20 protein-coding genes are annotated in these 23,071 nt (G+C 70.8%); 9 read left to right on the top strand and 11 right to left on the bottom strand.

The features are described 5' to 3' along the window. Window position 1 precedes the first annotated feature (1 nt). Together tsf and rpsB are read right to left on the bottom strand one after the other, a co-directional pair. Window positions 2–955: a translation elongation factor Ts gene (gene tsf, locus CAP_RS35195; protein ID WP_044249026.1), complete on the bottom strand. Its 954-nt coding sequence runs from the start codon at window positions 953–955 to the stop codon at window positions 2–4. A 66-nt stretch (window positions 956–1,021) separates the two neighbouring features. After that, window positions 1,022–1,921, bottom strand: a complete 900-nt coding sequence (gene rpsB / locus CAP_RS35200; protein WP_275936554.1) for a 30S ribosomal protein S2 — start codon at window positions 1,919–1,921, stop codon at window positions 1,022–1,024. A gap of 319 nt (window positions 1,922–2,240) precedes the next feature. Between rpsB and CAP_RS35205 the strand changes: the two genes are divergently transcribed. After that, window positions 2,241–4,367, top strand: a complete 2,127-nt coding sequence (locus CAP_RS35205; protein ID WP_044249027.1) for an IPT/TIG domain-containing protein — start codon at window positions 2,241–2,243, stop codon at window positions 4,365–4,367. A gap of 16 nt (window positions 4,368–4,383) precedes the next feature. Beyond that, a complete protein-coding gene (locus CAP_RS35210; protein ID WP_052376549.1) occupies window positions 4,384–6,447 on the top strand; it encodes an IgGFc-binding protein in 2,064 nt (687 codons plus the stop codon). A 45-nt stretch (window positions 6,448–6,492) separates the two neighbouring features. Here the strand turns inward: CAP_RS35210 and CAP_RS35215 are convergent, their stop codons facing one another. The 4 genes from CAP_RS35215 to CAP_RS35225 all read right to left on the bottom strand — a co-directional run bounded on the left by CAP_RS35215 (window position 6,493) and on the right by CAP_RS35225 (window position 9,176). Next, a complete protein-coding gene (locus CAP_RS35215) occupies window positions 6,493–7,326 on the bottom strand; it encodes a hypothetical protein (RefSeq protein WP_231511883.1) in 834 nt (277 codons plus the stop codon). 178 nt (window positions 7,327–7,504) lie between these two features. Next, window positions 7,505–8,080: a DUF3592 domain-containing protein gene (locus CAP_RS35220; protein WP_156041429.1), complete on the bottom strand. Its 576-nt coding sequence runs from the start codon at window positions 8,078–8,080 to the stop codon at window positions 7,505–7,507. 39 nt (window positions 8,081–8,119) lie between these two features. Then, a complete protein-coding gene (locus CAP_RS51360; RefSeq protein ID WP_156041430.1) occupies window positions 8,120–8,284 on the bottom strand; it encodes a hypothetical protein in 165 nt (54 codons plus the stop codon). Between the two features lie 88 nt (window positions 8,285–8,372). Further along, window positions 8,373–9,176: a DUF3592 domain-containing protein gene (locus CAP_RS35225; protein WP_044249029.1), complete on the bottom strand. Its 804-nt coding sequence runs from the start codon at window positions 9,174–9,176 to the stop codon at window positions 8,373–8,375. Window positions 9,177–9,235: 59 nt separating this feature from the next. Here CAP_RS35225 and CAP_RS35230 point away from each other — a divergent pair, with 59 nt between their 5' ends. Continuing rightward, the gene (locus tag CAP_RS35230) at window positions 9,236–10,108 is read left to right on the top strand and encodes a WGR domain-containing protein (protein ID WP_044249030.1); all 873 of its coding nucleotides are present in this window, start codon (window positions 9,236–9,238) and stop codon (window positions 10,106–10,108) included. Here the strand turns inward: CAP_RS35230 and CAP_RS35235 are convergent, their stop codons facing one another. The 3 genes from CAP_RS35235 to CAP_RS46245 are packed head-to-tail and all read right to left on the bottom strand — an operon-like array spanning window position 10,109 to window position 12,219. Next, window positions 10,109–10,993 carry a hypothetical protein gene (locus CAP_RS35235; protein WP_052376550.1) on the bottom strand — a complete coding sequence of 295 codons (885 nt, stop codon included), beginning with the start codon at window positions 10,991–10,993 and terminating at the stop codon, window positions 10,109–10,111. Between the two features lie 2 nt (window positions 10,994–10,995). Next, window positions 10,996–11,394, bottom strand: coding sequence for a hypothetical protein (locus CAP_RS35240; RefSeq protein ID WP_044249031.1), 399 nt, complete (start codon window positions 11,392–11,394; stop codon window positions 10,996–10,998). 42 nt (window positions 11,395–11,436) lie between these two features. Beyond that, window positions 11,437–12,219, bottom strand: a complete 783-nt coding sequence (locus CAP_RS46245) for an SMI1/KNR4 family protein (protein ID WP_197041495.1) — start codon at window positions 12,217–12,219, stop codon at window positions 11,437–11,439. A 190-nt stretch (window positions 12,220–12,409) separates the two neighbouring features. On the opposite strand from CAP_RS46245, the gene CAP_RS35250 reads away from it, so the two are divergent. From CAP_RS35250 to CAP_RS35275, 6 genes are all read left to right on the top strand, one after another. Further along, entirely contained in the window at window positions 12,410–13,771 is a 1,362-nt protein-coding gene (locus CAP_RS35250) for an alkaline phosphatase D family protein (RefSeq protein ID WP_044249032.1), read from the top strand. 42 nt (window positions 13,772–13,813) lie between these two features. Then, window positions 13,814–14,632 carry a hypothetical protein gene (locus CAP_RS35255; protein ID WP_052376552.1) on the top strand — a complete coding sequence of 273 codons (819 nt, stop codon included), beginning with the start codon at window positions 13,814–13,816 and terminating at the stop codon, window positions 14,630–14,632. 32 nt (window positions 14,633–14,664) lie between these two features. Continuing rightward, the gene (locus CAP_RS35260; RefSeq protein ID WP_044249034.1) at window positions 14,665–16,269 is read left to right on the top strand and encodes an AAA family ATPase; all 1,605 of its coding nucleotides are present in this window, start codon (window positions 14,665–14,667) and stop codon (window positions 16,267–16,269) included. Window positions 16,270–17,068: 799 nt separating this feature from the next. After that, window positions 17,069–17,764, top strand: coding sequence for a dioxygenase family protein (locus CAP_RS46250; protein ID WP_052376553.1), 696 nt, complete (start codon window positions 17,069–17,071; stop codon window positions 17,762–17,764). A gap of 154 nt (window positions 17,765–17,918) precedes the next feature. Next, complete coding sequence (locus CAP_RS35270; RefSeq protein WP_156041433.1) at window positions 17,919–18,962, top strand: ferritin-like domain-containing protein; 1,044 nt, start codon at window positions 17,919–17,921, stop codon at window positions 18,960–18,962. A 110-nt stretch (window positions 18,963–19,072) separates the two neighbouring features. After that, window positions 19,073–19,888, top strand: coding sequence for a hypothetical protein (locus CAP_RS35275; RefSeq protein ID WP_156041434.1), 816 nt, complete (start codon window positions 19,073–19,075; stop codon window positions 19,886–19,888). A gap of 138 nt (window positions 19,889–20,026) precedes the next feature. Here CAP_RS35275 and CAP_RS35280 read toward each other — a convergent pair whose 3' ends face one another. Both CAP_RS35280 and CAP_RS35285 read right to left on the bottom strand, forming a co-directional pair. Continuing rightward, a complete protein-coding gene (locus CAP_RS35280; RefSeq protein ID WP_044249037.1) occupies window positions 20,027–20,731 on the bottom strand; it encodes a dienelactone hydrolase family protein in 705 nt (234 codons plus the stop codon). A 260-nt stretch (window positions 20,732–20,991) separates the two neighbouring features. Next, window positions 20,992–23,070, bottom strand: coding sequence for an RCC1 domain-containing protein (locus CAP_RS35285; protein WP_044249038.1), 2,079 nt, complete (start codon window positions 23,068–23,070; stop codon window positions 20,992–20,994). Window position 23,071: the final 1 nt, after the last annotated feature.

The following is a 23,071-nucleotide window of genomic DNA, read 5'->3' on the forward strand; positions in this document are numbered from 1 at the left end:
GTCAGGCGCTGGCCATCTTCGCGACCTCGGCCGCGAAGTCGTCTTCCTTCTTCGCGATGCCCTCGCCGCGCTCGAAGCGAACGAAGCGGGTCACCGTGACGGAGCCGCCAGCCGCCTTCTCGGCCTCCGCGCGCAGCTTCTCGATGGTCTGCCCCGAGACGCCGCGCGACGCCGCCTCCACGGACTCCTGCTCGAGGAGCACCGCCTCCGAGTACCACTTGTTGAACTTGCCCTCGATGATCTTGGGCCAGGCTGCCTCGGGCTTCGGCTTGGGATCCTCGCGGAGCTGCCCCTCGAAGATCTCCTTCTGCTTCGCCTTGTCCTCGTCGCTGATGTCCTCGCGGCGCAGCGCGACCGGGCTCATCGCCGCCGCCTGCATCGCCGTCTCCTCGAGGAACTTCACCACCTCGCGGTGAGAGGCGACCAGGGCAGTGTCCGTCTCCACCGCCACGATGACCCCGATCTTGCCGCCGAGATGCACGTAGGCCGCAACGGCGCCGTGCTTCCCCTCGGGGATCTCCACCACGTCCCAGCGCCGGGCGTCGATCTTCTCGCCGATGCGCCCCGTCAGCTCCGTCGCGGCGTCGGCGATGGTCTTCCCGCTCGCGAGGGTGACCTCTCCGAGCTTCGCGCCAGCAGACGCCTTCTCGGCGGCCGCGAGGACCTCTCCCACGAAGTCGCGGAAGCTGTCGTTGCGGGCCGCGAAGTCCGTCTGGATGTTGACCTCGACCATGGTCGCGCGCCGCTTGTCGGCCGACACGGACGCGCGCACCTCGCCCTCGGTCGCGGCTGCGCTGGCCTTCTTGGCGCTCTTGGCGAGACCCTTCTTCAGGATGATCTCGACCGCCTTGTCCATGTCGCCCTCGGCCTCGGTGAGCGCGCTCTTGCAATCGCTCATCCCTGCCTGGGTACGCTCACGGAGCTCCTTGATCGCCTGCGCGTTGATGCCGGCCATACTCTCTACCTGCTCTCCTTCAGAAACGTGGTGTCTCGGGGTGGTTGGCTGACGCTGCGTCTCGGCTCAGGAAGCCTGGGGTCCGCGGTCACCGCCGCGGCCACCGCGCCCACCGCGCGACCCCTGGTAGACGCTGAACTCGTCACGCCGACCGCCGGGGGGCGGCTGCGAGCCGTGCCCGTCGCCGACGTCACGGCGGCGCTGCGAGCCTTCGATGCAGGCGTCCGCTGCCCGCGCCGTGATCAGGCGGATCGAGCGGAGCGCGTCGTCGTTGCCCGGGATGATGTAATCGATCAGGTCCGGGTTGCAGTTGGTGTCGGTGATGGCGACGACCGGGATGCCCAGCTTCCGCGCCTCACCGACCGCGATCGACTCCTGGTGCGGATCGATGACGAACATCGCCGCGGGCAGGCCGCCCATGCCCTTGAGGCCGCCCAGGTACTTCTCCAGGCGCTCGCGCTCCTTCTCCAGGCGCACGGTCTCCTTCTTCAGGAGCTGCTCGTACGTCCCGTCCTCCTTCATCCGCTCCACCGAGCGGAGCCGCTCGAGGCCCTGCTTCACGGTGCGGAAGTTGGTCAGCGTCCCGCCGAGCCAGCGGTTCGTGACGAAGTACATCCCGGCGCGGCGCGCCTCCTCCTGCACGATCTCCTGCGCCTGCCGCTTCGTCCCCACGAAGAGGACGTGGCCGCCGCGCCCCACCGCCTCGGTGAGGAAGTCGTAGGCGCGCTTGAACATCCGGACCGTCTGGTCCAGGTCGACGATGTGGATCCCGTTGCGCGCGCCGTAAATGAACGGCCGCATCTTCGGGTTCCAGCGCTTCGTCTGGTGGCCGAAGTGCACGCCCGCGTCGAGCAGCGAGCGGAGCGGCAGGGGATACTCGCCGGGAGCGGCGAAGGTCTGGGTCGGATTCAGGGCGGACTGCATGGAGTCGGCCGCGGGGGCGGGGGTCTCGATCGTGTCGGTCACGGCAGTGTCCTTTCGGTTGTTCCTCCGCTCCCCTCCCCGAAGCCAACCCCGACCTCCTTCCGCTTCGTGGAAGAAGCGCTCGGAAGCGGGGCACCGGGCCCGGGTCGTTGCCGTATGCAGGGGAGCGTGTGGATTTTACTGGACCTTCGCTGGCAGCCTGCCAACGCAAGGGGCGGCACACCTAGCGCGGTCCCCCTACCCTGTCAAGCACGCTCAGGCCGCGTCCGAGCGCCGCCAGCGCGGCATTTCCAGGTGATTTTCCCTGCCGCCGTGCGCCCCTCGCCCCCCTCGGGCCACGTCCCCGCGGTATCATCCCGCCGTGCATCGCTCCGAGTCACGCCCTTTCGCCCGCCTCGTCCGTACCGCGCGCGTGGCTCTCGCCACGGGCGGCCTCCTGGGCCTCCTCGGCGCGTGCATCGCCACGGCCCCCGAGGGCATTCGCCGCCAGACCGACGAGGACCCCGACCCCGGCACCGAGCCTGGCACGCCCGACACCCCGCCTGACGGCCGCCCTCCCATCAACCCGGGCACCGACCCCCACGCCCTCCTCGGCGCCGACCCGCCCCATGGCCCCTTCACCGGCGGCCAGCGCGTGCTCATCCAGGGCAGCGGCTTCAGCTCCACCGTGCGCGTCTGGTTCGGCGACACCGAGGCCGATCCCGGCTCCATCATCCCCGTCGATCCCTCCCGCGTGCAGGTCGTCGCGCCGCCCGGCATCGCCGGCCCCGTGTCCCTCACGGCCCAGAATGGCGACGACGCCTCCACCCGCCGCACCCTCCCGGGCGCTTACACCTACGACGCCCTCTACGCAGTCCCCACGAGCGGCCCTGTCTCGGGGGGCAACATCATCGAGATCCACGGGCAGGGCACGGCGTGGGACAGCGCGACCATCGCCCGCATCGACCAGATCCCCTGCGACCCTTTGGTGGTCGAGGCCGCAGACAGGCTCCTCTGCACCGTCCCCAAGGGGACCCAGGGCGCCAAGACCATCGCCGTTGCCACCGCCGACGTGAGCCACCTCGTGCTCGACGGCTACACCTACGAGGACAGCGAGAACGGCTTCAAAGGCGGCCTGAGCGGCCTGCCCCTCGCCGGCAAGCTGAAGGTCCTCGTCTACAACAACTTCACCGGCGACCCCATCCCTGACGCCCGCGTCATCGTCGGCGACAGCCTCCCCACGGCGCTCGTCCGCGCCACCGACGCGACAGGGGTCACCCTCATCGAGGACACCTCGCTCGACGCACCGCGCACGGTGACCATCGCGGCCACCTGCCACAACCCCATCTCGTTCGTGAACGTCCCCGTCGACACGGTCACCGTCTACCTCGACCCGGTGCTCACGCCTGCGTGCGCCTCGGGCTCCGGCGACATTCCCCCCGTGGGAGGCGGAGGCATCGCGGCCTCCGCCATCGAAGGAGAGCTGGTCTGGGACAGGAACCTGGAGTTCCAGCAGGGCGACTGGCTCAACATCCCCGAACCTCAGGGCCCGAGCGAGCGCCGCGCCGCCTACGTCATGCTGGTCAACTCGGACGCGAGCGGCACCTTCTTCCTCCCGGCTGCCACCAACGCCGTGACCCCCGAGACCGATGGCGAGAACGGCTACCGCTTCAGGCTCTACACCGCCCCTGGCAACCGCGCCCTCTACGCGCTCGCCGGCATCGAGAACCGCGCCGTCAGCCCTCCCCGCTTCACCGCCTACGTGATGGGCGCCGTCCGCGGCGTCCCCGCGCTGCCGGGGAAGACCACGAGCGGCGTCTACATCGCGATGCGCAAGACCCTCGACCAGGCGCTCTACATGGACATCACGGCGCCCGCCCCTGGACCCAAGGGGCCCGACCGCATCCGCGCCAGCGTCTCGATCATGTACGGCAACGACGGCTACATCAACCTGCCCGTCAGCGTGCAGACCCCGCTCATCCCCTTCAACGGCCAGCTCGCCTTCATCGGCCTCCCCTCCCTCACCGGCGACCTCGCCGGCGCGACCTACGTCTCCACGGCGCGCGCCGTCACCGGCCCCAGCTTCCTCACCCCCATGTCGGTCGTGGGCCGCCTGCTCACCACCACCACCAGCCAGCGCGTCACCATCGGCAACTTCGTCGGCGCCCCCGTGCTCCAGACACCAGCGCTCAACACCGCCTGGGATGGCGCGCACCTCGCCCTCACCTACGCGGGCGGCACCCCCGTGGACCTCAGCGTCTACGACCTCGTGAGCGGCAACGGCCTCGTCCGGTGGACCGTGGCCGTCCCCGCCGCCGCGCACGCCATCGAGCTCCCCGATCTGCGCACCCTCGGCCTCGACAACGGCGCACTCCCCTCCGGGCCCATCACCATCAGCGTCTCGGGAGGTCGCATCGACGGCTTCAACTACGGCTCCCTCCGCTACCGCGACCTGCGCACCGGCGGCATGAACGCCTACAGCATCGATACCTTCAACGCGCACCTCTGAACCGCGTGCACCCCTGATGATCGGTCGACACCTCGCCCACCTCGCCCACCGCCGCCCGCCCTCACACCCGCCCGCGCCGTGCCGCGCCTCCGCCGCCTCCGCCGCCCGCGCCGCCTCGTCTCTCCTCCTCGCCTCGCTGCTCGCGCCGAGCTGCTTCGATCGCAGCACCCGGTGGGACATCGTCGACGCCCCCGACGCCCCCCCTGCCTGCGTCGAAGGCACGGTGCGCTGCAACGGCTGGCTCCTCCAGCGCTGTGATGGCGCAGGCCCGCTCGCCGCCTGGACCATCCTCGACGACTGCTCCCAGAGAAGCCTCGTCTGCGGCTCCCCCGCCCTCGGCTGCACCTCCTGCTACCCCGACGAAGACGCCTGCCAGGGCCAGGACGTCGTCGCCTGCAACGCCGACGGCACCTTCGGCGCCCAGCGCCAGACCTGCGACCCTTCCACCGGCGCTGCCTGCCGCAACGGCGGCTGTCCCGTGCTCTGCGACCTCGCCGCCGAGGAGCGAAGCAACGTCGGCTGCGAGTACTGGACCGTCGATCTCGACAACGCCCGCATCGACGCCACCAGCAACGCCGCCGCCCAGCAGTTCGCGCTCGTCGTCTCGAACCCCCAGCCCGACGTCCCCGTCGTCGTGCACATCTTCCAGGACGACGGCCTCCCCGGAGACGCCCCCGCCCCCTTCGAGATCGCCAGCGCCGTCATTGCCCCCCTCAACCTCCGCGTCTTCAAGCTGGGCCCGCGCGAAGTCGACGGCAGCCCCCCCGGCGAGTTCAACACCGGCACGCACACCGCGCTCACCCGCCACGCGTACAAGGTCACCTCCGACTTCCCCGTCGTCGCCTACCAGTTCAACCCGCTCGAGAACGTCAACGTCTTCTCGAACGACGCTTCCCTCCTCAAGCCCCGCGAAGCGTTCGCCTACACCGTCGGCGCCATGAGCACCGCGTACGTCGTCGCGGGCTGGCCGCAGACCATCGCCATCACCGACGATCCCAACACCAACTTCAGCTCCACGAACCCCACGAACCTCCGCGCCTTCCTGACCCTCGTCGGCACCGCCGAGGACACCCACGTCCGCGTCACCACCACCACCGCCGTCGTCCCTGGAGGCCCCGTCCCCGCGACCCCTGCGGGCGGCATCATCGAGGCCACGCTCGGCGCCTTCGACGTCCTCAACCTGGAGACCGGCGACTTCCTGGCCGACTTCACCGGATCGGTCATCGAGGCCGACGGCCCCGTCGCCGTCTTCGTCGGCAGCGAGGCCTCGGACGCCCCCACCTTCGAGACGCTCAGCACCCGCCGCTGCTGCGCCGATCACCTCGAAGACCAGCTCGACCCCCTCCGCACCGCGGGCAAGCGCTTCGCGATCGCCCACACTCCGAGCCGCACGGCGGCGGTCAAGGCCGCGGGCGCCCAGATCGAGCCCGTCCCCGAGCCGGAGTACGTGCGCTTCGTCGCCGCCACCGCGAACGGCGCGACCATCCGCACCACCCTCCCGGCCCCCGATGACGTCTTCTCCCTCGACGCCCGCGGCGCCTTCCGGGAGATCACCGCTTACGGCGACTTCATGGCCGAGAGCACCGAGCCCGTCCTCGTCGCCCAGATCATGGCCAGCCAGGACGCCGCCGGCGTCAAGAACGGCTTGCCTGGAGGCGACCCGAGCCTGCTCATCTACCCGCCCATCGAGCAGTTCCGGCCCGACTACGTGTTCCTCACGCCCGACAAGTACGCCTTCGACTTCGTCACCGTGGTCGCCCCCCCCGACGCGCCCGTCGCCCTCGATGGCGCGATCATCGGCCCGAGCCAGTGCGAGATCACCCCTGCCGACGGACTCTCCGCCGCGGAGCGCGGCGCCGCCACGCCCCCCTTCCTCGTCTACCGTTGCCAGCTCAGCTTCCCGATCATCGATCCGCAGAAGTCAGCCCCTGACAACCTCGGCCTCGGCCAGCAGAACGACGGCGTCCACCGCGTCCTCTCCTCGCAGCCCGTGGGCGTCTTCGTCACCGGCTTCGACGCGTACGTGAGCTACGCCTACGCCGGCGGCACCGATCTCAGGACCATCGCCCCGCCCGAGTGACGCGCTGACCGGCAAAGCTGCTGCGCGCCGGTCAGCGCGTACCCTTCAGGGCACCTGGCAGTAGTCGTCCTGCGAGTTCACCGAGTCGACGAAGACGTTCGAGCCCGCGCGGATCACGAACTCGCTCTCACCCACCTCGCTGCCCGTGTCTGGGTTCCAGTCGTACGTGTACCCCAGCCGCGTCCACGGGTAGCCGTTCTCGCCGTACGAGCTGCCCTTCAGGTCGTTGTACCAGTCGATGTGCTCCTGGTCCGTACCCGTCGGGAAATCCAGCTCCGCGACCGAGTCGGTGATCTCCGGATCGGCCGACGGCCGGAACATCGCGTCGTCCGGCACCCAGAGCTGCACCATCCGGGTCTTCCCGTTGTTGGGCGGCAGCCCGAGCCGCTGCTCCAGCCGCAGGTTCAGCGCATCGCCCGTGAGGCCGGTGTCCTGGCAGAAGGTCTGCACCGCGCGCCCCGGCGTCACCCACACGGCCACCCCGAGCGACGTCTCGTACCCGACGAGCTGGTCGTAGCCGTCGTACGACGTCCAGGTGACCATCAGCACCCGCCCATCCGTGTCACGGACGAGATCCGCATTGTTCGCGTCGATGGCGGTCAGGGTATCGACGATCTCGCTCTCCTCGGCGACCTCGGCGTCAGCGACCGCGTTTGCGTACAGCGTGGCGAGATCCGCTTCCCCTCCGCCCGAGCCGCCCTCGCCGCCCGAGCCGCCTGTCCCGCCAGCGCCGCCGCTCGCCCCTGCGCCGCCGGCACCACCCGAGGCACCCGCGCCACCGTCTCCACCTGCCCCGCCCGAACCGTCGTCGTCGCCGCCGCACCCCACGAGCAACGAGAGCGCACAGCCGAGCAGCAAGCCAAGGTGACCATGGTTCATGAGAATCTCCTTACGGTTACGTGATGCGTGCAACGCGGCACGGCCTCGACCTGCGTCGCGTGGCCGAGCGCCCTCGCGCATCGTAGTCCCTCCCCGCCGTACGAGAAAATGAACAGCAACGATTCCGCGCCCGCCCACACCTGCCCCGCCCACGTCATCCCACCGCCATCCACCGCAGTCACTCCACCCACACCGTGTTCGCGGAGGGGTCGGCCGGATCGTAGAGCACCGTGACCACCTCTCCCGGCAGTGCGCGCTCCACCAGCGCGCGGTCCACGTGCGACAGCCGCCCCTGGTGCGTCACCCCGTGCGCCTCGAACTCCCACACCACCTCGAACGGTGGCACCCCGTGGAACGACGACCCATCGTTCAGGCCTCGCATCAGCACCCGCCCCTTCGCCGGCAGCCCCTCCCGGAACGCCTTCTCCTCGCGCCGGTTCCCGTACGAGGCGAGGAGCAGCAGCGCGAAGCCGCTCCCCAGCAGCGACACGGCATAGATCATCAACTGCACGTAGTTCGGGTCGATGCCTCCGCCCCCGAAGCAGAGCCACCCCATGAACGCCACGGAGACCAGCCCGAGCGCGGTCGCCGAAAGCCCGAGCAGGCGCTGCGTCTTCCGCTTGCCCTGGTAGGCGAAGATCAGCTCTCGCGCCATCTCCGTGGGCTTGCGCGGCGCCCGGGGGATCCGATCGACCCCTTCGCGGTAGGGACTGCGCACCACGATCGGCGACCCGGGCGGGGAGGAAGCGCTCATGGCGCCCATGCTACCTGCTCCGGGCCCGCGCGTTCGTGCTCATTCCCACCGACCCGGATAGGGACGGGCCTGCTTGATGTAGAGGGTGGGCGGCAGATCCGGCGCGGCGTCGTCGTCGAACTTGAACTCCACGTCCATCGCGTACCAGCCGTATCGCCTGGCGTCCCCGTCGACGCGCCCTCCTCGCCCGAGGTCGACGCACACGCGCCCGACAGCAATGCCAGCGCGCCCGCGATTCCCGCGACGCGCGCAATCCCCACGCGCCGTGTTCGACAAGGCACCTCGACGGGAATCAGTCGAACCACACCGTGTTGACGGCGGGGTTGGCGGGGTCGTAGAGCACCGTCACCTCGTTCCCCGGCAGCGCGCGTTCGAGCAGCGCTCCATCCATGTGCGAGAGGCGACCGCGGTGGCGGGCCTGCGCCACCTGGAACTCCCACACCACCTCGTACGGGTGCCGCCCGTTCACTTCCACCGTGGTGTCCTGCCCCCGCTTCACCACCAGCCCGGTTACCGGGATCCCGTGCCTGTACGCCCGGATCTCCCGCAGGTTCGAACGCACCGCGTGGAAGAGCAGACCCGCGCCGACCACCGGGAACACCAGCACCAGCAGCCCCAGAAGCCCGAACGGCGACACCGACGTGCCCTGGACCCGCGCCCACTGCGGATGCACCGGCAGGATCTCCACGGGCACTGGACCTCCGCCGCGCGCGGCGCTCACGATCGACCCGTCGAGCGTCGAGCTCTCTGCCCGGTACGCCTTCCCCCCCACCTCGTACCGGAAAGCGATCTCCGTCGGGTGCTCGCCGTTGATCGAGACCTTGGTGTTCAACCGGGTCGTCTCCACCGTCCCCTGCGCGCGGCGACCTCCGAGGGCGAGCGCCACGTCCACCGGCAGCCCCCAGCAGAAGATCACCGACATCAGCCCCCCCATCGCCATGAAGGCGAGGCCGATGATCCGCAGCACCGCCTGGCTGCCCTGGTAGCTGAAGATGAGCTGCTTCGCGAGCGGGGTCGCGGCCCGCGGAGGCCGAGGTACCCGCTCGTGCGCGGTGCGGTACGCCCCCCACCCCCCCGGCCCCTGGACGCTGCTCATGGGAGGGATGGTACTCCGGGACGCTACCGCCTGCCCCGCTCTCCCGGTATCGTCCCCTCATGCGTCGGTTCGAGTTCGTGCAGGGAACGAGCGCCAAGTTCTGGATGAGCGACGTCCAGGGGAACGCCTTCATCGTCGTCTACGGCCGCCTCGGGACGCCGGGGCAACGCAAGGAGAAGGATTTTCCCTCGCCTGACGCCGCGCGCCGCGAGATGGAGAAGAAGATCGCCGAGAAGCTCCGCGAGGGCTACCACGAGGTCAGCGCGGCGGCCCCCGCGGCGCCCACCGGCGCGAAGGGCGCTGCAGCGGCCTCGGCGCCCCTCGCCCTCCCTCCCCGCCTCGACCTCCGCGAACCGACCCCCGAGCGCGTCAAGGCTGCGGTCGCCGCCCTCGACCGGCTCGAAGCCACCCGCGGCTACCGGAGCTGGGCCCTCGCCCGCCGCGTGCACCATGCCCGCTGCGCCCTCGAACGCATCGCCGGCGTCGACCCCACGGCCCACCCCGACCTCGCCCGTGCCCTCGAAGCCGTCCTCGCCCGCGTCATCGCGCCTCTCCCGAAGGACCGCCTCCCGCTCGTGCACGCGATGCGCCTCCTCGACGAGGTCGACGCCTCCGCCTTCGCCCAGATCGCCGCGGGCTTCTGGAAGTCCCCTCCCCCGTCCCACCCCACCACGCGCGCCCTCACCCTGCTCCAGGAGCAGCTCGCGCAGCTCGTCGATCCCGAGCTGACCCTGCGCGTCGCCTCCCTGCTCCTCGATCGCCCTTCGGGAGACGCCACGGGCTGGAACCGCCGCTGGAAGGCCCTCTCCCCCCACCTCGAGGCCTACCTCGCCCGCTCCGGCACCACGCTCAAGAAGTACCTCGCGGGCCTCGACGCGGGCGGCGATCCCCACCTGGCGGGCCGCATCCAGGCCATGCAAGCCGCCGCCTGATCACATGTGCGGCTTCCCGCCGGTCGCCTTGCGGTAGGCGTCGGTGGTCTTCGAGAAGACCGTGCTCCCCCAGACGGCGGTGGTCTCGTACGTGTAGTCGTAGGACCCGCGCTCCTTGGTCGCCTTCCCGTTCTTGTCGTACCAGTACGTGGTCGTGGGGACGGCGTTGTCGGCGATGGGGCTGCCGTCGACGGTGAAGATCCGGTGGCTCTCGTCCGAGAACTTGAGCCCCTTCTTCACCTTCTCGTGGTTGCTGTAGTTCGTGCCCAGATCCTTGCCGTCCCAGAAGTAAGCGCCGTTCGAGTAGTCGTGCCCGTCCCGGAGCGCGTTGATCGCCCCCTTGATGGCCAGGCGCATCCCGTCGTTGCCCTCGCGCATGTCGACGAGCGTGAGCTGCTTCGCCTTGAAGGCGGCGAACCGCGCGTTCCCGTCCGAGGCCGCGTAGGCGAAGTTCCTGTGCCCCGAGACGAGCCCCGAGATGGATCCGCCGCTCCGCGCCTTCGCCTGGCGCACCAGCACGTTGGCGATGCCGGCCATCTCCTCGTAGACGTTGGCGGTCGACGCCTCCCCGTAGGAGATCGCCGCGAGCAGCAAGAGGTCGCTGTGCTTGCCCGTGATCGGCTTCGGCGGCTCCTTGGGGATCGACTTCGTCTCCTCGCTGTCGAGGATGGGCTTCCTGTTCACGTATTCGCCCGAGCGGTTCGCGTCGACCACCGCCTTGGTCGACAGCCAGACCTCGTCCTCCGCGGGGGGCTTGGTCCCGATGTAGTGCCCCTCGATGTCGTAGGCGACGATCTCCTCGGCCGGACACCCCTGCGTCGTGCAGCCGACCGCCTCTTTCTTCGCGTCCGCTGCCGCCGCCGTCTTCGGGTCTGTCGTGCCCATGCTCAAGCCTCCCCGGCGCGGGTTTCCCCGGCGCTGAACACCAGCGCGTGGACGTGGTCGACCCGGACCGAGGCGCTCTGGCGCTCGTCCTCCAGGATCGCCCGGAGCGCGGCGTGCTCCGGCGCCTCGTCGAAGCCGTCGCCCTTGACCACCATCACCTGGAGGTAGAGACAGACGTCGTACTCGCGCACCACGCCGAAGCGCCCGGCGCGGGTGATGGCGCGCTGGATGCGTTCGCGGAGCGCGGGCTCGGGGGCGCTCCCGCACGCTTCCGGGAAGACCTGGCGGAGATGGGTGACCATCCGATCCTCGAAGTCGGCGACGGCCAGCTCTGCGAACGCTGCGATCTGTGGCTCACGTATCAAGAGCATGACCGTCTCCACGCCTGGGGTTCCGCCCATGAAACCATACCTCCCGACACCTGGAGAAGGCCCTCGCTCCCCTCACCCGAACTCGTCGATCACCACCCCGAGCTCCTCGTCGTCGGCGAACACCTCCGCCACCGCATCTTCCGACTCCAGCAGGGCGATCACCTGCTCGCGGCGCTGCTCCTCGGCGCGCACCGAGAGCGCCTTCACCAGCTTCTTCACGAGCGGCGCCGGATCCACCTCCGGCTCCATCGCGATGAACTGCCGCTCGGCCAGGACGTCGAGCAGGACCTGCGCTGTCCGCTCCGCGCTCACTTCCGGCGCCGGAGGTGGCGCCTTCGGCGGCGCGTCCAGCAGCAGCAACGCCTCCTCGCCCTCGTCCTCGTCCGTGACCACCAGCCCCGCCTCCATGTCGTCGGCGAGCCACGCCATCCACGTCCGCAGGTCGGGCGCCACGTGGGACGCCTCGCCGGTCTCGTGATCCCAGGCCAGCACCTCCGCCGAGCCCGCGTCGACGATCAGCACGTTGCCGCCGCCGTCCTCGCCGAGCACCAGCCACCCCGCGTCCCAGCCGACCCCGAGATCGCGCATCATCCGGTACTGCCGCGGCGCCTCCACGGCGGGCAGCCAGGTCATGAACCGCGCCCACGTCACCCCGCGCGGCGCCCGGTTGGCGCCGAACATCGTCAGTGCCTCCCCCGTCACCCCGTCGTGCGCGCGGTAGGCTTCCAGGAGCGCCTCTGGCAAGGGACGACCCACCGCGTGCGCGTACGCCTCCAGCGCGGCCGGTGTCGCCGGCGCGCGGAGGAGACCGAACACCGCCGGCGCGTGCTCACGCAGCCAGCGATCGATACGCACCCAGGGAGTCCCAGTCGGAGCCGCGCGGTTGCTCATGGCGCTCACGAGTGTATGCCGCGGCCCCTTCTTTGTCCGAAGTCCGAAGCGCCTCCCCCGCGCATTCGCCGTCCCCTCGCGCATCCCGCGCACGCTATGCTCGTGCCCCCTCCCGCGCGACCATCCCCCGGCCGGCGGCGATCGAGACCTGCGCATGACCCTGATGCTCGTCCCGCACGAGGTCACTGACGACGCTGCCACCGTGTGGGTCGGCGCCCTCGGACACGCTCCGCTCAGTTCGACGTCCCCGTCCCCGCCCACGCCCACGCTCCCGACCGCGCTCTCCATCGACACGGACGCCCCCCCCGTCCCCCTCCACGGCCGCTGGCAGCGCTTCGAGGTCGAGCCCGGCGGCCCCACCCTCCACTACCTCCGGCACACCTTCACGGGCCTCGAACCCGCCACGGACTACCGCGTCACCCTCCACGACGACACCGCGTCGCCCCTCACCGCCAGGACCCGCACCCTCCCGCGCCGCCTGCCGCACCGCGGCGAGCCCGCGTTCACCGTCCTCCTCGGCTCCTGCTACTACCTGCAGGGCGCCTCCTCCCGCGCCCTCCAGACCGCCATCAAGCGCCTCCCTGCCGAGCGCCTGCCCGACCTCAAGATCCTCTGCGGCGATCAGGTCTACCTCGACGCGCCGGCCCGGGCCTTCCTCCAGCCTTACCCCCTCGGCGACCAGGAGCTGCGCACCCGCTTCTTCGAGACCTACCGCCGCACCTGGACCGACCCCGGCTTCGCCTCGCTCCTCGCCCTCGGCCCGAACTACTTCACCCCCGACGATCACGAGCTCTGGAACAACGCCCCGAACCCCTGCGCCTTCGCCACCAACACCTGGACCGAACGCGGCCGCAAGCAGTGGATGGCGCACGCCCGCGCCCTCTTCGACGCCTTCCAGGCGGCGCCCCCCCTGCGCATCTTCGACGTCGGTCCCCTCTCCTTCGCGGTGGTCGACACCCGCATGCACCGCGCCGCCGACCGCTCTCGCTTCGTGTCGGAAGACACCATGAAGCGCCTCCGCGCCTGGATCCGCGCTCTCGAAGGCCCTGGCGTCCTCGTCCTCGGCCAGCCCCTCCTCGACGCCCGCGCCGGCCTCCTCGGCAACGTCGTCGACTGGCACCTCGCCGACTACGCGCAGATGCAAGACCTCGTCAGGGCCATCGCCGCCTCCCAGCACAGCGTCGTCGTCCTCAGCGGCGACGTGCACTTCTCGCGCGTCACCACCGTGCACCTGTCGCCGCAGGTGAAGGTCGTCGAGGTCATCTCGTCTCCCATGTCCCTCGTCAAACCCGGCTACCGCCAGGTCGCCAGCGATCCGGTGTGGGCCATCCCCGTCCCCGGCCTCTCCGCCCCCACCATGACCCTCGACCACACCTTCCTGCCCCCCAGTGACCACTTCAAGACCCTCGACTTCACCGCCGAAGGCAAGTCCGTCGAGATGACCGTCCGTTACTGGCCCATCGAGGAGAGCCCCGTGAACCCTCCGCGCACCCTGCCCCCTTACCGGCTCTGGTGAGCGGCGACCGGCTCGCTCGCCCCTGACCCCCCGAGGACACCCATGCTCCCCATCCGCCATTCCCACGAGACCCAGGCCAACCAGGCGATCGTGGAGCAGCCTCCCGGCGAGGACGACAACGTCGCGTGGCTCGCCCGCGCCCCGGTGCACGAAGGCCTGGTGCTCCTCGGCGGCGCCGACCTCGCGCACTTCCGCCTCCGCATCGCCCAGTCCGACGCCCGGCAGGACCTCCGGCCGAGCTACTGGTCGCTGGTCGGCATCCTCCGCGGCGGCACCATCACCTCCGCGCCCCTCGATCATGGCGACGTCGCCGCCGTCCCCAGCCACAACGGCGTCATCACCCGCGCCTTCTCGGAGTACGCGGATCCAGCGCGCTACCCGAACGTCGCCGTCATCGCCTTCGCCGTCGCTCCGGACGAGATCGACAAGGGCATCCAGCGCGTCCGCAGGCAGCGCAGCGTCCCCGACCTGCCCGATCTCATCGTCCGCTGGCTGTCCTACGTGTGGGCCGTGGGCCGCACGCCGAACCCCCTGCTGGATCAGCAAGGCGTCCCGAGCGCCGCCTTCGTCTCCGCCGTCTACGGCCTCGCGGGCCTCGACCTCACCCCGGGCCTCGCCTCCGCCGCGAGCTGCCCCGAGTCCATCTGGCACGCCGCCCGGTGGTGGCACAGCTTCTACGCGGCACAGGCCCAGGACGCGGGCGCGCCCGCGAGCGTCCGCAGCGCCCACGCCCCCGCGAGCGCCCGCATCCCCAGCACGTCCGGAGCCCCCCGCGGCGTGTACTGCATCCGCCAGCGCGCCGCCGCGATCACCTGGGAACCGAACACGGACCATCTGCCTCACTCGCTCCGCGCGACTTGACGCCTCCACCATGCCCGCCCGAAGCTCTCCCCGTGCCCCGCTTCTTCAACACGGCAGGCCCCAGCGATCCCGGGCGTCACTACACCCTCCCGATCCTCGCCCGCTTGCCCCGGGTGCGCCGGCTCCTCGATCAGCAGCACTACGCCGTCCTGCACGCCCCGCGGCAGAGCGGCAAGACGACGACGTTGCTCCACCTCGCCCGCGAACTCACCGCGACAGGGAGCCACGTCGCCGCGCTGCTCTCCCTGGATCACGGCGCCCCCCGCAGCAGTGATCTCGGCGCGACCGAGCTGTCCCTCCTCGACGCCTGGAGCCGCGCCACGGCCATCTCGCTGCCGCCCGATCTCCAGCCGCCTCCCTGGTCCAACGTGACCAGCGCGCCCAGCGCGCCCAGCGCGCCCAGCGCGTCCGAGGCGCCCGCGGGTTCCCGCATCAGCGCCGCGCTCCGGGCGTGGGCCGAAGCCGCCCCGCGCCCGCTGGTCCTCTTCCTCGACGACATGGACGCCCTCCGCGACGACGTGCTCCTGCCCATCCTGCGCCAGCTCCGCGCCGGCTACCCGACGCGCCCCGCCCACTTCCCGCACGCCCTCCTCCTCAGCGGGCTGCGCGACGTGCGCGACGCGCGCGACGTCAGAGGCATCGTGAGCAGCGACGGACGCCCCGGCGCGGCGCACCCGTTCAGCATCAAGGCCGAGTCGATCACCCTGCGCGACTTCACCCGCGAGGAGGTGGCCGCGCTCTACGCCCAGCACACCGCCGAGACCGGGCAAGCCTTCCTGCCCGAGGCCATCGATCGGGCCTTTCACCTCACCCAGGGTCAGCCCTGGCTCGTCAACGCCCTGGCCCGGCAGCTCACCGAGGAGCTGTGCCCCGATCCGGCGAAGCCCATCACCCGCGCCCACGTGGAGGAGGCCAAGGAGATCCTGCTCCTCCGCCGCGACCCCCACCTCGACAGCCTGATGAGCAAGCTCGAGGAGCCGCGCGTGCGCGTGATCCTGGAGCCGATGCTCGCCGGGAGCATGCTCGGGAGCGTCGCCGAGGACGACGTGCGCCACGCCCTCGATCTCGGTCTCGTGCGCATGGACCCCGAGGGAGGTCTGACCGTGGCGAACCCCATCTACCGTGAGAGCATCGTCCGCGCGCTGACCTTCACCCGCCGCGCGTCGCTCCCCCACCTGCCAGCCACCTGGCTGACCCCCGAGGGCCGCCTCGACAAGGAGGCCCTGCTCCACGCCTTCCTCGATTTCTGGCGCCAGCACGGCGATCCGTTGCTCGCCGCCGCCCCCTACCCCGACGTGGCCCCGCACCTGGTGCTGATGGCCTTCCTCCACCGGGTGGTGAACGGAGCCTCCCTCGACCGGGAGTACGCGATGGGCCGAGGCCGGATGGGTCTCTGCGTGCGCGCCCACGACGAGACCCTCGCCATCGAGATCAAGGTCTGGCGCCCCGACCAGAAGACCGACCCGCTCCCCGAGGGTCTGCAGCAGCTCGATACCTACCTCGCCAGCCTCGGCCTCGACACCGGTTGGCTCGTGCTCTTCGACCGCCGCCCCTCCGCCCCCCCCCTCGCCGAACGCCTCAGCGCCGCCCCCCTCACCACCCCCGGCGGCCGCCGCATCACCGTGATCCGTACCTAAGGACCCGGGACGAGGGAGAACGGCCTCCGTGGTCCGCCCTCCCGCCCCGGGAGAGCGCCCTCCGGTCACCCACCCCCGTCCTGTCTGCCTCGCGGTTCCCGGTCCCCTTCACCTTTTCCCCGCTTCCCGGGCCGGCATCCCCCCCTCGACAGCCTCTCCGGGCCTGCGTCGGCCTGGAACAACGCCGGTCGGTCGCCCACCGGCGCTGTCCCGCGCTGGAACAAGACCGGTCGGCCTCCAGCCACCAAGGTTGTTCCCGGGAACAACCTTGGTCGGCCTCCCGCTCACCAAGGTTGTTCCCGGGAACAACCTTGGTCGGTCACCCACCGGCGCTGTCCCGCGCTGGAACAACCTTGGTCGGTCACCCACCGGCGCTGTTCCGCGCTGGAACAACCTTGGTCGGCCTCCGACTTACCAAGGTTGTTCCCAGGAACAAGGCCGGTCGGCCTCCGACTTACCAAGGTTGTTCCCAGGAACAAGGCCGGTCGGTCTCCGACTTACCAAGGTTGTTCCCAGGAACAAGGCCGGTCGGCTTCCGACCAAGGCGCTCCCGGGCCGGAACAAGACCGGTCGGCCTCCGACGGACCCCTGTCCACGGCCGGAGCGATCCGGTGGTCCTCCGCGGCGGGCGTGACCGCTGCCGGTCCGGGGGCTGCCGGACGCCACGGGGCGGGTTCCGCGGCTGGTCCTCCTCCTGCGGAACGCGACCTCCACCGAGACTCGACGAGGCGCCCTGCTGGGCCTAGATCTCCTGCCCTCTGACCCGAAGAGCACAGAGGACAGGACCAGGGAGGAAGCGATGCGCGGCACCAGCCAGGAGACGGATCGGGCGGAGGTGAGGATGCCCTGGACCGGCGCGATGCATGCGCTGAAGGGGACCGTCGAGGGCTTGCTGCACAACGTGCGCGATCGGGTGAGGGGGGCGCGCGGGGTGACGGTCTGGCAGGACGAGGGGCCTTATTACCCGGGTCACGCGGTGGTGGCCGCGACCGGGAGCGATCTCACCCGTGGCTTCAAGGCGTCAGGGAGGCTCTTCGTGCTGAAGGGCCAGGTGACCGACGCGCAAGGGAGCCCCGTCCGCGGCGCCGAGGTGCAGATCTGGCAGACCGACGACCTGCATGGCCGTTACCTGGTCGAGCCGTCGCGCGCCCCGCGGGACCCGAACTTCGCCTACATGGGGACGTGCCTCACCGACACCGAGGGGAGCTTCGCGTTCACCACGGTGCGCCCCAGGGACTACGGGATCGCCTTCGTGCGCCGCGCGCCGCACATCCACGTGAAGGTCTTCGTGGGCGGCCTCTGCAAGCTCACCACGCAGGGATACTTCGACGATGAGCGGGCGATGCTCGGCCGGGACTTCGTGCGCGCGCTGTTCCTCCGGACCGAGCAGGACCGCGAGGCGACGGTGATGAAGGTCGAGAGGAGCCGCGAAGCGACGCAACAGGCCGGCGCCGAGGTGCAGGAAGGATCGTTGCACCTCGTCCTCGCCGGGTGACACCCGGTGCGCATGCCCTGAGCGCTCGATGTCGCCGGGCAGGAGCGCCTGCCTCGTGACGTGACGCTTGACAGCAGCGGGAACGCGGGCACGGATCGGGGTGAGCGGGTCTGCATGACGCCCGCCGACGCCTGGGAGAAGGCCGCCGAGCCGAATGACGAAGGAGGCTTCGTCCCCCCCGGCGTGGGTGGGGGGCGGAGGCGGCGGAGGCGGCGGAAGCACGCCGGCGCTTTGCCCGACGGCAGGCGATTTGCCCGGGTGTAGCTGGGACGAGACGAACGCGCCCCAGGCTGGCCTGTGCTGTTACCAGTACGATCGGCTCGTCGTCTGCGGGCGGCCTTTCCTGGTCGACGGCGCCGCGCGGGTAGCCGCCACCGCCGGGCGCACCGACTGGATCCAGGCGTCGGTCGCGGGCGAGGCGCTCGCCATGGGTGACGCCACGCGCGTGGCCCTCGGGCAAGCCTGGCTGGAGGACGCGCTCCTGGAGCATGCCTCGGTGGCGTCGTTCGCGCGGTTCGCCCTCCACCTCCTGGCCCTGGGAGCGCCTCCCGCGCTGGTGCTCGGGGCGCAGCAGGCGATGGGCGACGAGGTGCGGCACGCGCAGGGCTGCTTCGCGCTGGCGAGCCGCTATGCGGGGCAGGCGCTCGGGCCTTCAGGCATGGCGCTCGACGGCTCTCTGCGCACGCCGACGCTGGCGGAGGCCGCGGCGAGCGCGGTGCACGAGGGCTGCGTGGGCGAGACCCTGGCAGCGCTGCAGGCGCGCGCGCAGCTCGAAGGGGCGGTGGACCCGGAGGTCCGGCGGACGCTCGCCCAGATCGCGGAGGACGAGGCCGTGCACGCGGAGCTCGCGTGGGCCTTCGTGCGGTGGGCCCTGGTTCGCGGGGGGGAGCCGGTGCGGGCCGCCGTGGAGGAGGCGTTCGCGGCGTCCTTCGCGAAGGTGATGGCCGCTGCCGGGGAAGACGTGGCAGGGATGGCCGCTGCCGGAGGTGCTGCCGCGGGTGCGGTCGACGTCGACGACGTCGACGACGTCGACGTCGTCGACATGCAGGCGTGGCGGGCGCATGGCCGGCTCACCGCGAAGGAGCAGGCGCGGTGCCACCGCGAGGCCATGGAGGAGGTCCTGATGCCCTGCGCGCAGGCCCTGCTGGCGAGCGCCGGGCGTGGCGCGCGTAGCAAGGAGACGACGTACGAAGCGTGACGCCCGTCGAACCCGATCGGCTAACGTGGCGTGGGGCGCTGCGGCCGCCTCCACGACTTCCCTGGTGCGACGGGCCGCCCGCACATCGACCGATGGTGAACGAGAACGCGATGCAATCCCGATCCTTGCTCTTCATGGCCGTCGCGGCCATCTCCCTCGCCACTGCCTGCAGCAGCGTCCGTCAGACCCGCCCCCTCGCCTACGGGGGCGAGGACAGCGGCTCCACGATCGCGCCCCTCCAGGCGGTGCTGAAGAAGCGCGGCTACACGCCGGTGTGCAGCGCGGAGGAGTTCTGCAAGTTCCAGCAGAACCCGGACGTCACCATCCACTTCAAGGTCAAGGGGGACGACAAGGTGGTGCTGGCCATCGACGTGTCGAAGAAGGTGCCCGAGAACAAGCGCCAGGCGCTCACCGACAGCGCCATGAAGCTCGGCGAGGAGATCTTCGCCGAGGCGAGCATCACCGCGACCGCCAACGAGAAGGCGCAGGCCGAGGCCCGCCGGGCAGAAGCGGAGCGCGAGGCGCGCGAGGCGCAGAACAAGCCGGCCGCGAAGGAGGACAAGGGCGGCGGGTTCCTCGGGGCACTCTCGGCCGCGACGGACGTCCTCGGCGCCGTGAACGCCAGCACGAGCGTCACCACCACCGGCGGCTCCTCGGGCGGGGCGGGCAAGCCGAGCGCCGGGGGCACGTCCGGCGGCGCGCAGGGAGGCTCGGGGGGCGGGCAGACCACGTGCTGCATCAACAAGGCGTTCTACGACTGCCCCTCCTCCGCGGCGGTCTACAAGTGCTCCGGCGAGTTCATGGCGTGCGTGTCGAAGTGCGGCTTCGGCGGGGACTTCAAGTGCACGGACGCGTGCATGAAGGACCACCCGCCGGATCCGTCGCAGTGCACGCGGGACTCCTCGCGCGACGCGACCTGCACCTGATCCCCGCCGGGCGCCGCCTCGCGACGAGGTCACGCGCCCGCGCCCCTCGCCACCCATCCCCCATGAAGTCACGCCTCTCCGCAGCCCCTGAGGCATGGTGAGGAGGCGCTGCGCCTCTCCGCAGCCGCTGGCGCGTGGCTAGGAGGCGCTGCGCATCTCCGCAGCCCCTGCCGCGAGGTGGCGCCCGAGGAACACGGCCGTGCGCCGCTGGGCGTCCCGCTGGGCGTCCCCGAAGAAGCCGTGCCCCTCTCCCGGGTAGATGACCACCTCGTGTGGCGTGCCCAGCCGCTTCAGCAGCGCTTCGAGCTTCCTCGTGCTCGCCAGCGGCACCAGGCGATCGGCGTCGCCATGCAGCACCAGCGTGGGCGGCAGGGCTCGCGCGTCGTCGAGCACGCCGTCCGGGAGCGGGCCGAAGTAGTCGACCAGGGCGCCGATCCGCGGCTCGTCCTTGGCCGTGACGAGCCCGAGGATGGCCCCCAGCGAGACACCCACCACCCCGATGGGCCCGGGCGCCACGCCCGCGTGCATCCCCACCCAGGTGAGCGCGTCCCGGAGCGTCTCCTGCCAGAGGGGGAAGCTCTGGAGCAAGCTCCCGTAGCTCGCCCGGGCGCTGCCGGTGCGGTCGAAGTAGTGGACGAAGAAGGCCTGAAACCCGGCCTGCGCGAGCGTGCGGGCCGCGCTGCGGTAGACGTCCGCGAGGACGAGGCCCTCGGCGCCGTGGAGGACGATCACGGCGGGACGAGGGGCGGCTCCGGGCGCGCTGAGCCACTCCACAGTGATGGGCTTGCCGCCGCTCGTGAAGGTCTCGGTAAGGGTGTGGATGTTGGTTGTTTGCGTGGGCATCGCGTCGTTGCGCCTGTGTCCGGTGGAGGCGAGGCCGCGTCGCGGCCGACATGGCTGCGCACGCCCAGGAGCGCCCGCAAGCGCCCGGGAGCGCCCGCAAGCGTCCGCAAGCGTCCGCAAGCGTCCGCGATCTGTGCGGGTTCGGACGCCTGGCCTCTCGGTGTAGGTAAGGCTGAAAGACTGCTCGCGCCACCCTGTGCGCGATGGCACGAGGCGGGGTGCCACGAGGCGGGGTGCGAGGAGACGAGGCGGGGCGTGCGCTAGAAAGCGTCCGTGTAGAGCTTCACGGTGGGAAGGTTGTCGCCCATGTGGGCCGGGGAGGAGCCGCGCGCGCTCGTGTCGCCCAGGCCGAGCTGGCCATCGTTGCTGGCACCCCAGCACTTGAGGTTGCCCGCGCCAAGAAGGGCGCAGGTGTGGTCAGCGGAGGTGTCGACAAGGGTTGCTGACACGCTCGTGCCCAGGTTCACCGCAGGCAAGTTGTTGCCCATCTGCGCTGCGCTGGTACCGCGGCTTGCGGTGTCGCCCAGGCCGAGCTGGCCAACACTGCTGTTGTAACCCCAGCACTTGATGGTGCTGTCGTTCAGCACTGCGCAGGTATGCCTACCTCCAGCAGAGACCAGGGTGGCCGTCTTGCCCGTGCCCAGATTCACTACCGGCAAGTTGTCACCCATGCTCGTGGAGCCCGTTCCGCGATTGAACGTATCGCCCAGGCCGAGCTGGCCATAGTCGTTGTTGCCCCAGCACTTCACCGAGCCGTCGTTCAGCACCGCGCAGGTGTACTGGCTTCCAGCAGAGACCAGGGTGGCCGTCTTGCCCGTGCCCAGATTCACCGCCGGCAAGTTGTTCCCCATGTCCGAAGGGCTCGTCCCGCGGCTTGCGGGGCTTCCCAGCCCGAGCTGGCCATAGGTGTTGTAGCCCCAGCATTTCACCGAGCCGCCGTTGAGCAGAACGCAGGTGTGCCCGCCAGCCGCCGAAACTGCAATGGCCGACTGGCCTGTTCCCAGCGCCACCGCGGGCAAGCTGTCACCCATCTGCGCCGTATCTCCACCACGACTCAGGGTATCACCCAGCCCGAGCTGGCCAGAGTCGTTGTTGCCCCAGCACTTCACGGATCCATCGTTCAGCACCGCGCACGTGTGCTCGCCAGCCGCCGAAACTGCAACGGCGGTCTTGGCCGTGCCCAGCGCCACCGCCGGCAGGTTGTCACCCATATGTGAGGGACTGGTTCCAACCGCCGTCATGCCTCCGAGCCCGAGCTGGCCAGAGTCGTTGACCCCCCAGCACTTGAGGGTGCCATCGTTCAGCACCGCGCACGTGTGGTTATCCCCAGCAGCAAGGGCGACCGCAGTCTTGCCTGTTCCGAGATTCACCGCCGGCAGGTTGGCGCCCATCTCGCCTACCTGGTCGCCCACGCGATTGTTGAAGGAAAATCCGAGCCCGAGCTGACCATATGCGTTTCCCCCCCAGCATTTCACCCGGCCATCGCGCAGCAGCGCACAGGAGTGCGTTTCCCCGAGGGCCACCGCGACCACGTCCTCCTTGACGCACGTGGCGGAGCACCCGTCGAGGCTCGTCGTGTTGTTGTCTTCGCAGCTCTCGCCCTCGCCCGTCGAGACGAACCCGTCACCGCAGGTGCAGTCCGGCCCCGACTCGTTGACGAGACCGTCGCAGTCCTCGTCCACCTCGGTGGCGTCGCAGGTCTCGCTCCCCGGGTGCGTTTCGTCGACGCAGGGGCTGTAGCCGATCCCGTCGGGGTTGCAGCTCTGCTGCCCGCTCCGGCACGCGCCCACATCCGCCGTCCCGGCCGGGCCCGTGTAACAGGCGACGACGGTGCCCGGCGTGCAGGAGCACCCCACACCCTCCTCGTTGGCCTCGCCGTCGCAGTCCTCGTCGTCCGGCGTCACGCACGTCTCCGCCGCCGGCAGCACCTCGCCCTCGCAGCCGCCCACCGGGTTGCCCGCGGCGTCGCAGCGCTGCACGCCTGCCTCGCACCGCCCTCTGTCCCGCGTGCCGTCGGGACCCGTGTAGCAAGGCACCTCGGCCTGGAGGGTGTGCTGCGGCGCGGTCCCCACGCAGGCGTCGAGGGTGCAGGGATCGCCGTCGTCGACGGGGTCGCTCTCCAGCGGGATGAGCTTGCTGCGGCCTGCGCCGTCGCACACCAGCTCGGCACAGTCACCCGCGATCTGGTCGGGGAGCGGGGTGCCCTCCAGCGCGCCATCGCAGACGGTGGTGGCCTCGTTCGGCGCTCCTTCCTCGATGCCGGCGATCAGGTTGCAGCCCTCCATGGCGGCGACGAACCCCGCCATTCCCGCCAGGAACACGTGCTTTCGTGAAGGCATG

This window comes from Chondromyces apiculatus DSM 436 (genome assembly GCF_000601485.1).
GTDB lineage: Bacteria > Myxococcota_A > Polyangia > Polyangiales > Polyangiaceae > Chondromyces > Chondromyces apiculatus.

What these genes read in the sequence shown, in the direction of transcription:
- tsf (WP_044249026.1), bottom strand. Translation starts at nt 955, where the DNA reads ATGGCCGGCATCAACGCGCAGGCGATCAAGGAGCTCCGTGAGCGTACC.
- CAP_RS35280 (WP_044249037.1), bottom strand. Translation starts at nt 20,731, where the DNA reads ATGCCCACGCAAACAACCAACATCCACACCCTTACCGAGACCTTCACG.
- CAP_RS35210 (WP_052376549.1), top strand. Translation starts at nt 4,384, where the DNA reads ATGATCGGTCGACACCTCGCCCACCTCGCCCACCGCCGCCCGCCCTCA.
- CAP_RS35270 (WP_156041433.1), top strand. Translation starts at nt 17,919, where the DNA reads ATGACGAAGGAGGCTTCGTCCCCCCCGGCGTGGGTGGGGGGCGGAGGC.
- CAP_RS35250 (WP_044249032.1), top strand. Translation starts at nt 12,410, where the DNA reads ATGACCCTGATGCTCGTCCCGCACGAGGTCACTGACGACGCTGCCACC.
- CAP_RS35225 (WP_044249029.1), bottom strand. Translation starts at nt 9,176, where the DNA reads ATGAGCAGCGTCCAGGGGCCGGGGGGGTGGGGGGCGTACCGCACCGCG.
- CAP_RS35220 (WP_156041429.1), bottom strand. Translation starts at nt 8,080, where the DNA reads ATGAGCGCTTCCTCCCCGCCCGGGTCGCCGATCGTGGTGCGCAGTCCC.
- CAP_RS35230 (WP_044249030.1), top strand. Translation starts at nt 9,236, where the DNA reads ATGCGTCGGTTCGAGTTCGTGCAGGGAACGAGCGCCAAGTTCTGGATG.
- CAP_RS35275 (WP_156041434.1), top strand. Translation starts at nt 19,073, where the DNA reads ATGCAATCCCGATCCTTGCTCTTCATGGCCGTCGCGGCCATCTCCCTC.
- CAP_RS35285 (WP_044249038.1), bottom strand. Translation starts at nt 23,070, where the DNA reads ATGCCTTCACGAAAGCACGTGTTCCTGGCGGGAATGGCGGGGTTCGTC.
- CAP_RS46250 (WP_052376553.1), top strand. Translation starts at nt 17,069, where the DNA reads ATGCGCGGCACCAGCCAGGAGACGGATCGGGCGGAGGTGAGGATGCCC.
- CAP_RS35215 (WP_231511883.1), bottom strand. Translation starts at nt 7,326, where the DNA reads ATGAACCATGGTCACCTTGGCTTGCTGCTCGGCTGTGCGCTCTCGTTG.
- CAP_RS35235 (WP_052376550.1), bottom strand. Translation starts at nt 10,993, where the DNA reads ATGGGCACGACAGACCCGAAGACGGCGGCGGCAGCGGACGCGAAGAAA.
- CAP_RS35240 (WP_044249031.1), bottom strand. Translation starts at nt 11,394, where the DNA reads ATGGGCGGAACCCCAGGCGTGGAGACGGTCATGCTCTTGATACGTGAG.
- CAP_RS35255 (WP_052376552.1), top strand. Translation starts at nt 13,814, where the DNA reads ATGCTCCCCATCCGCCATTCCCACGAGACCCAGGCCAACCAGGCGATC.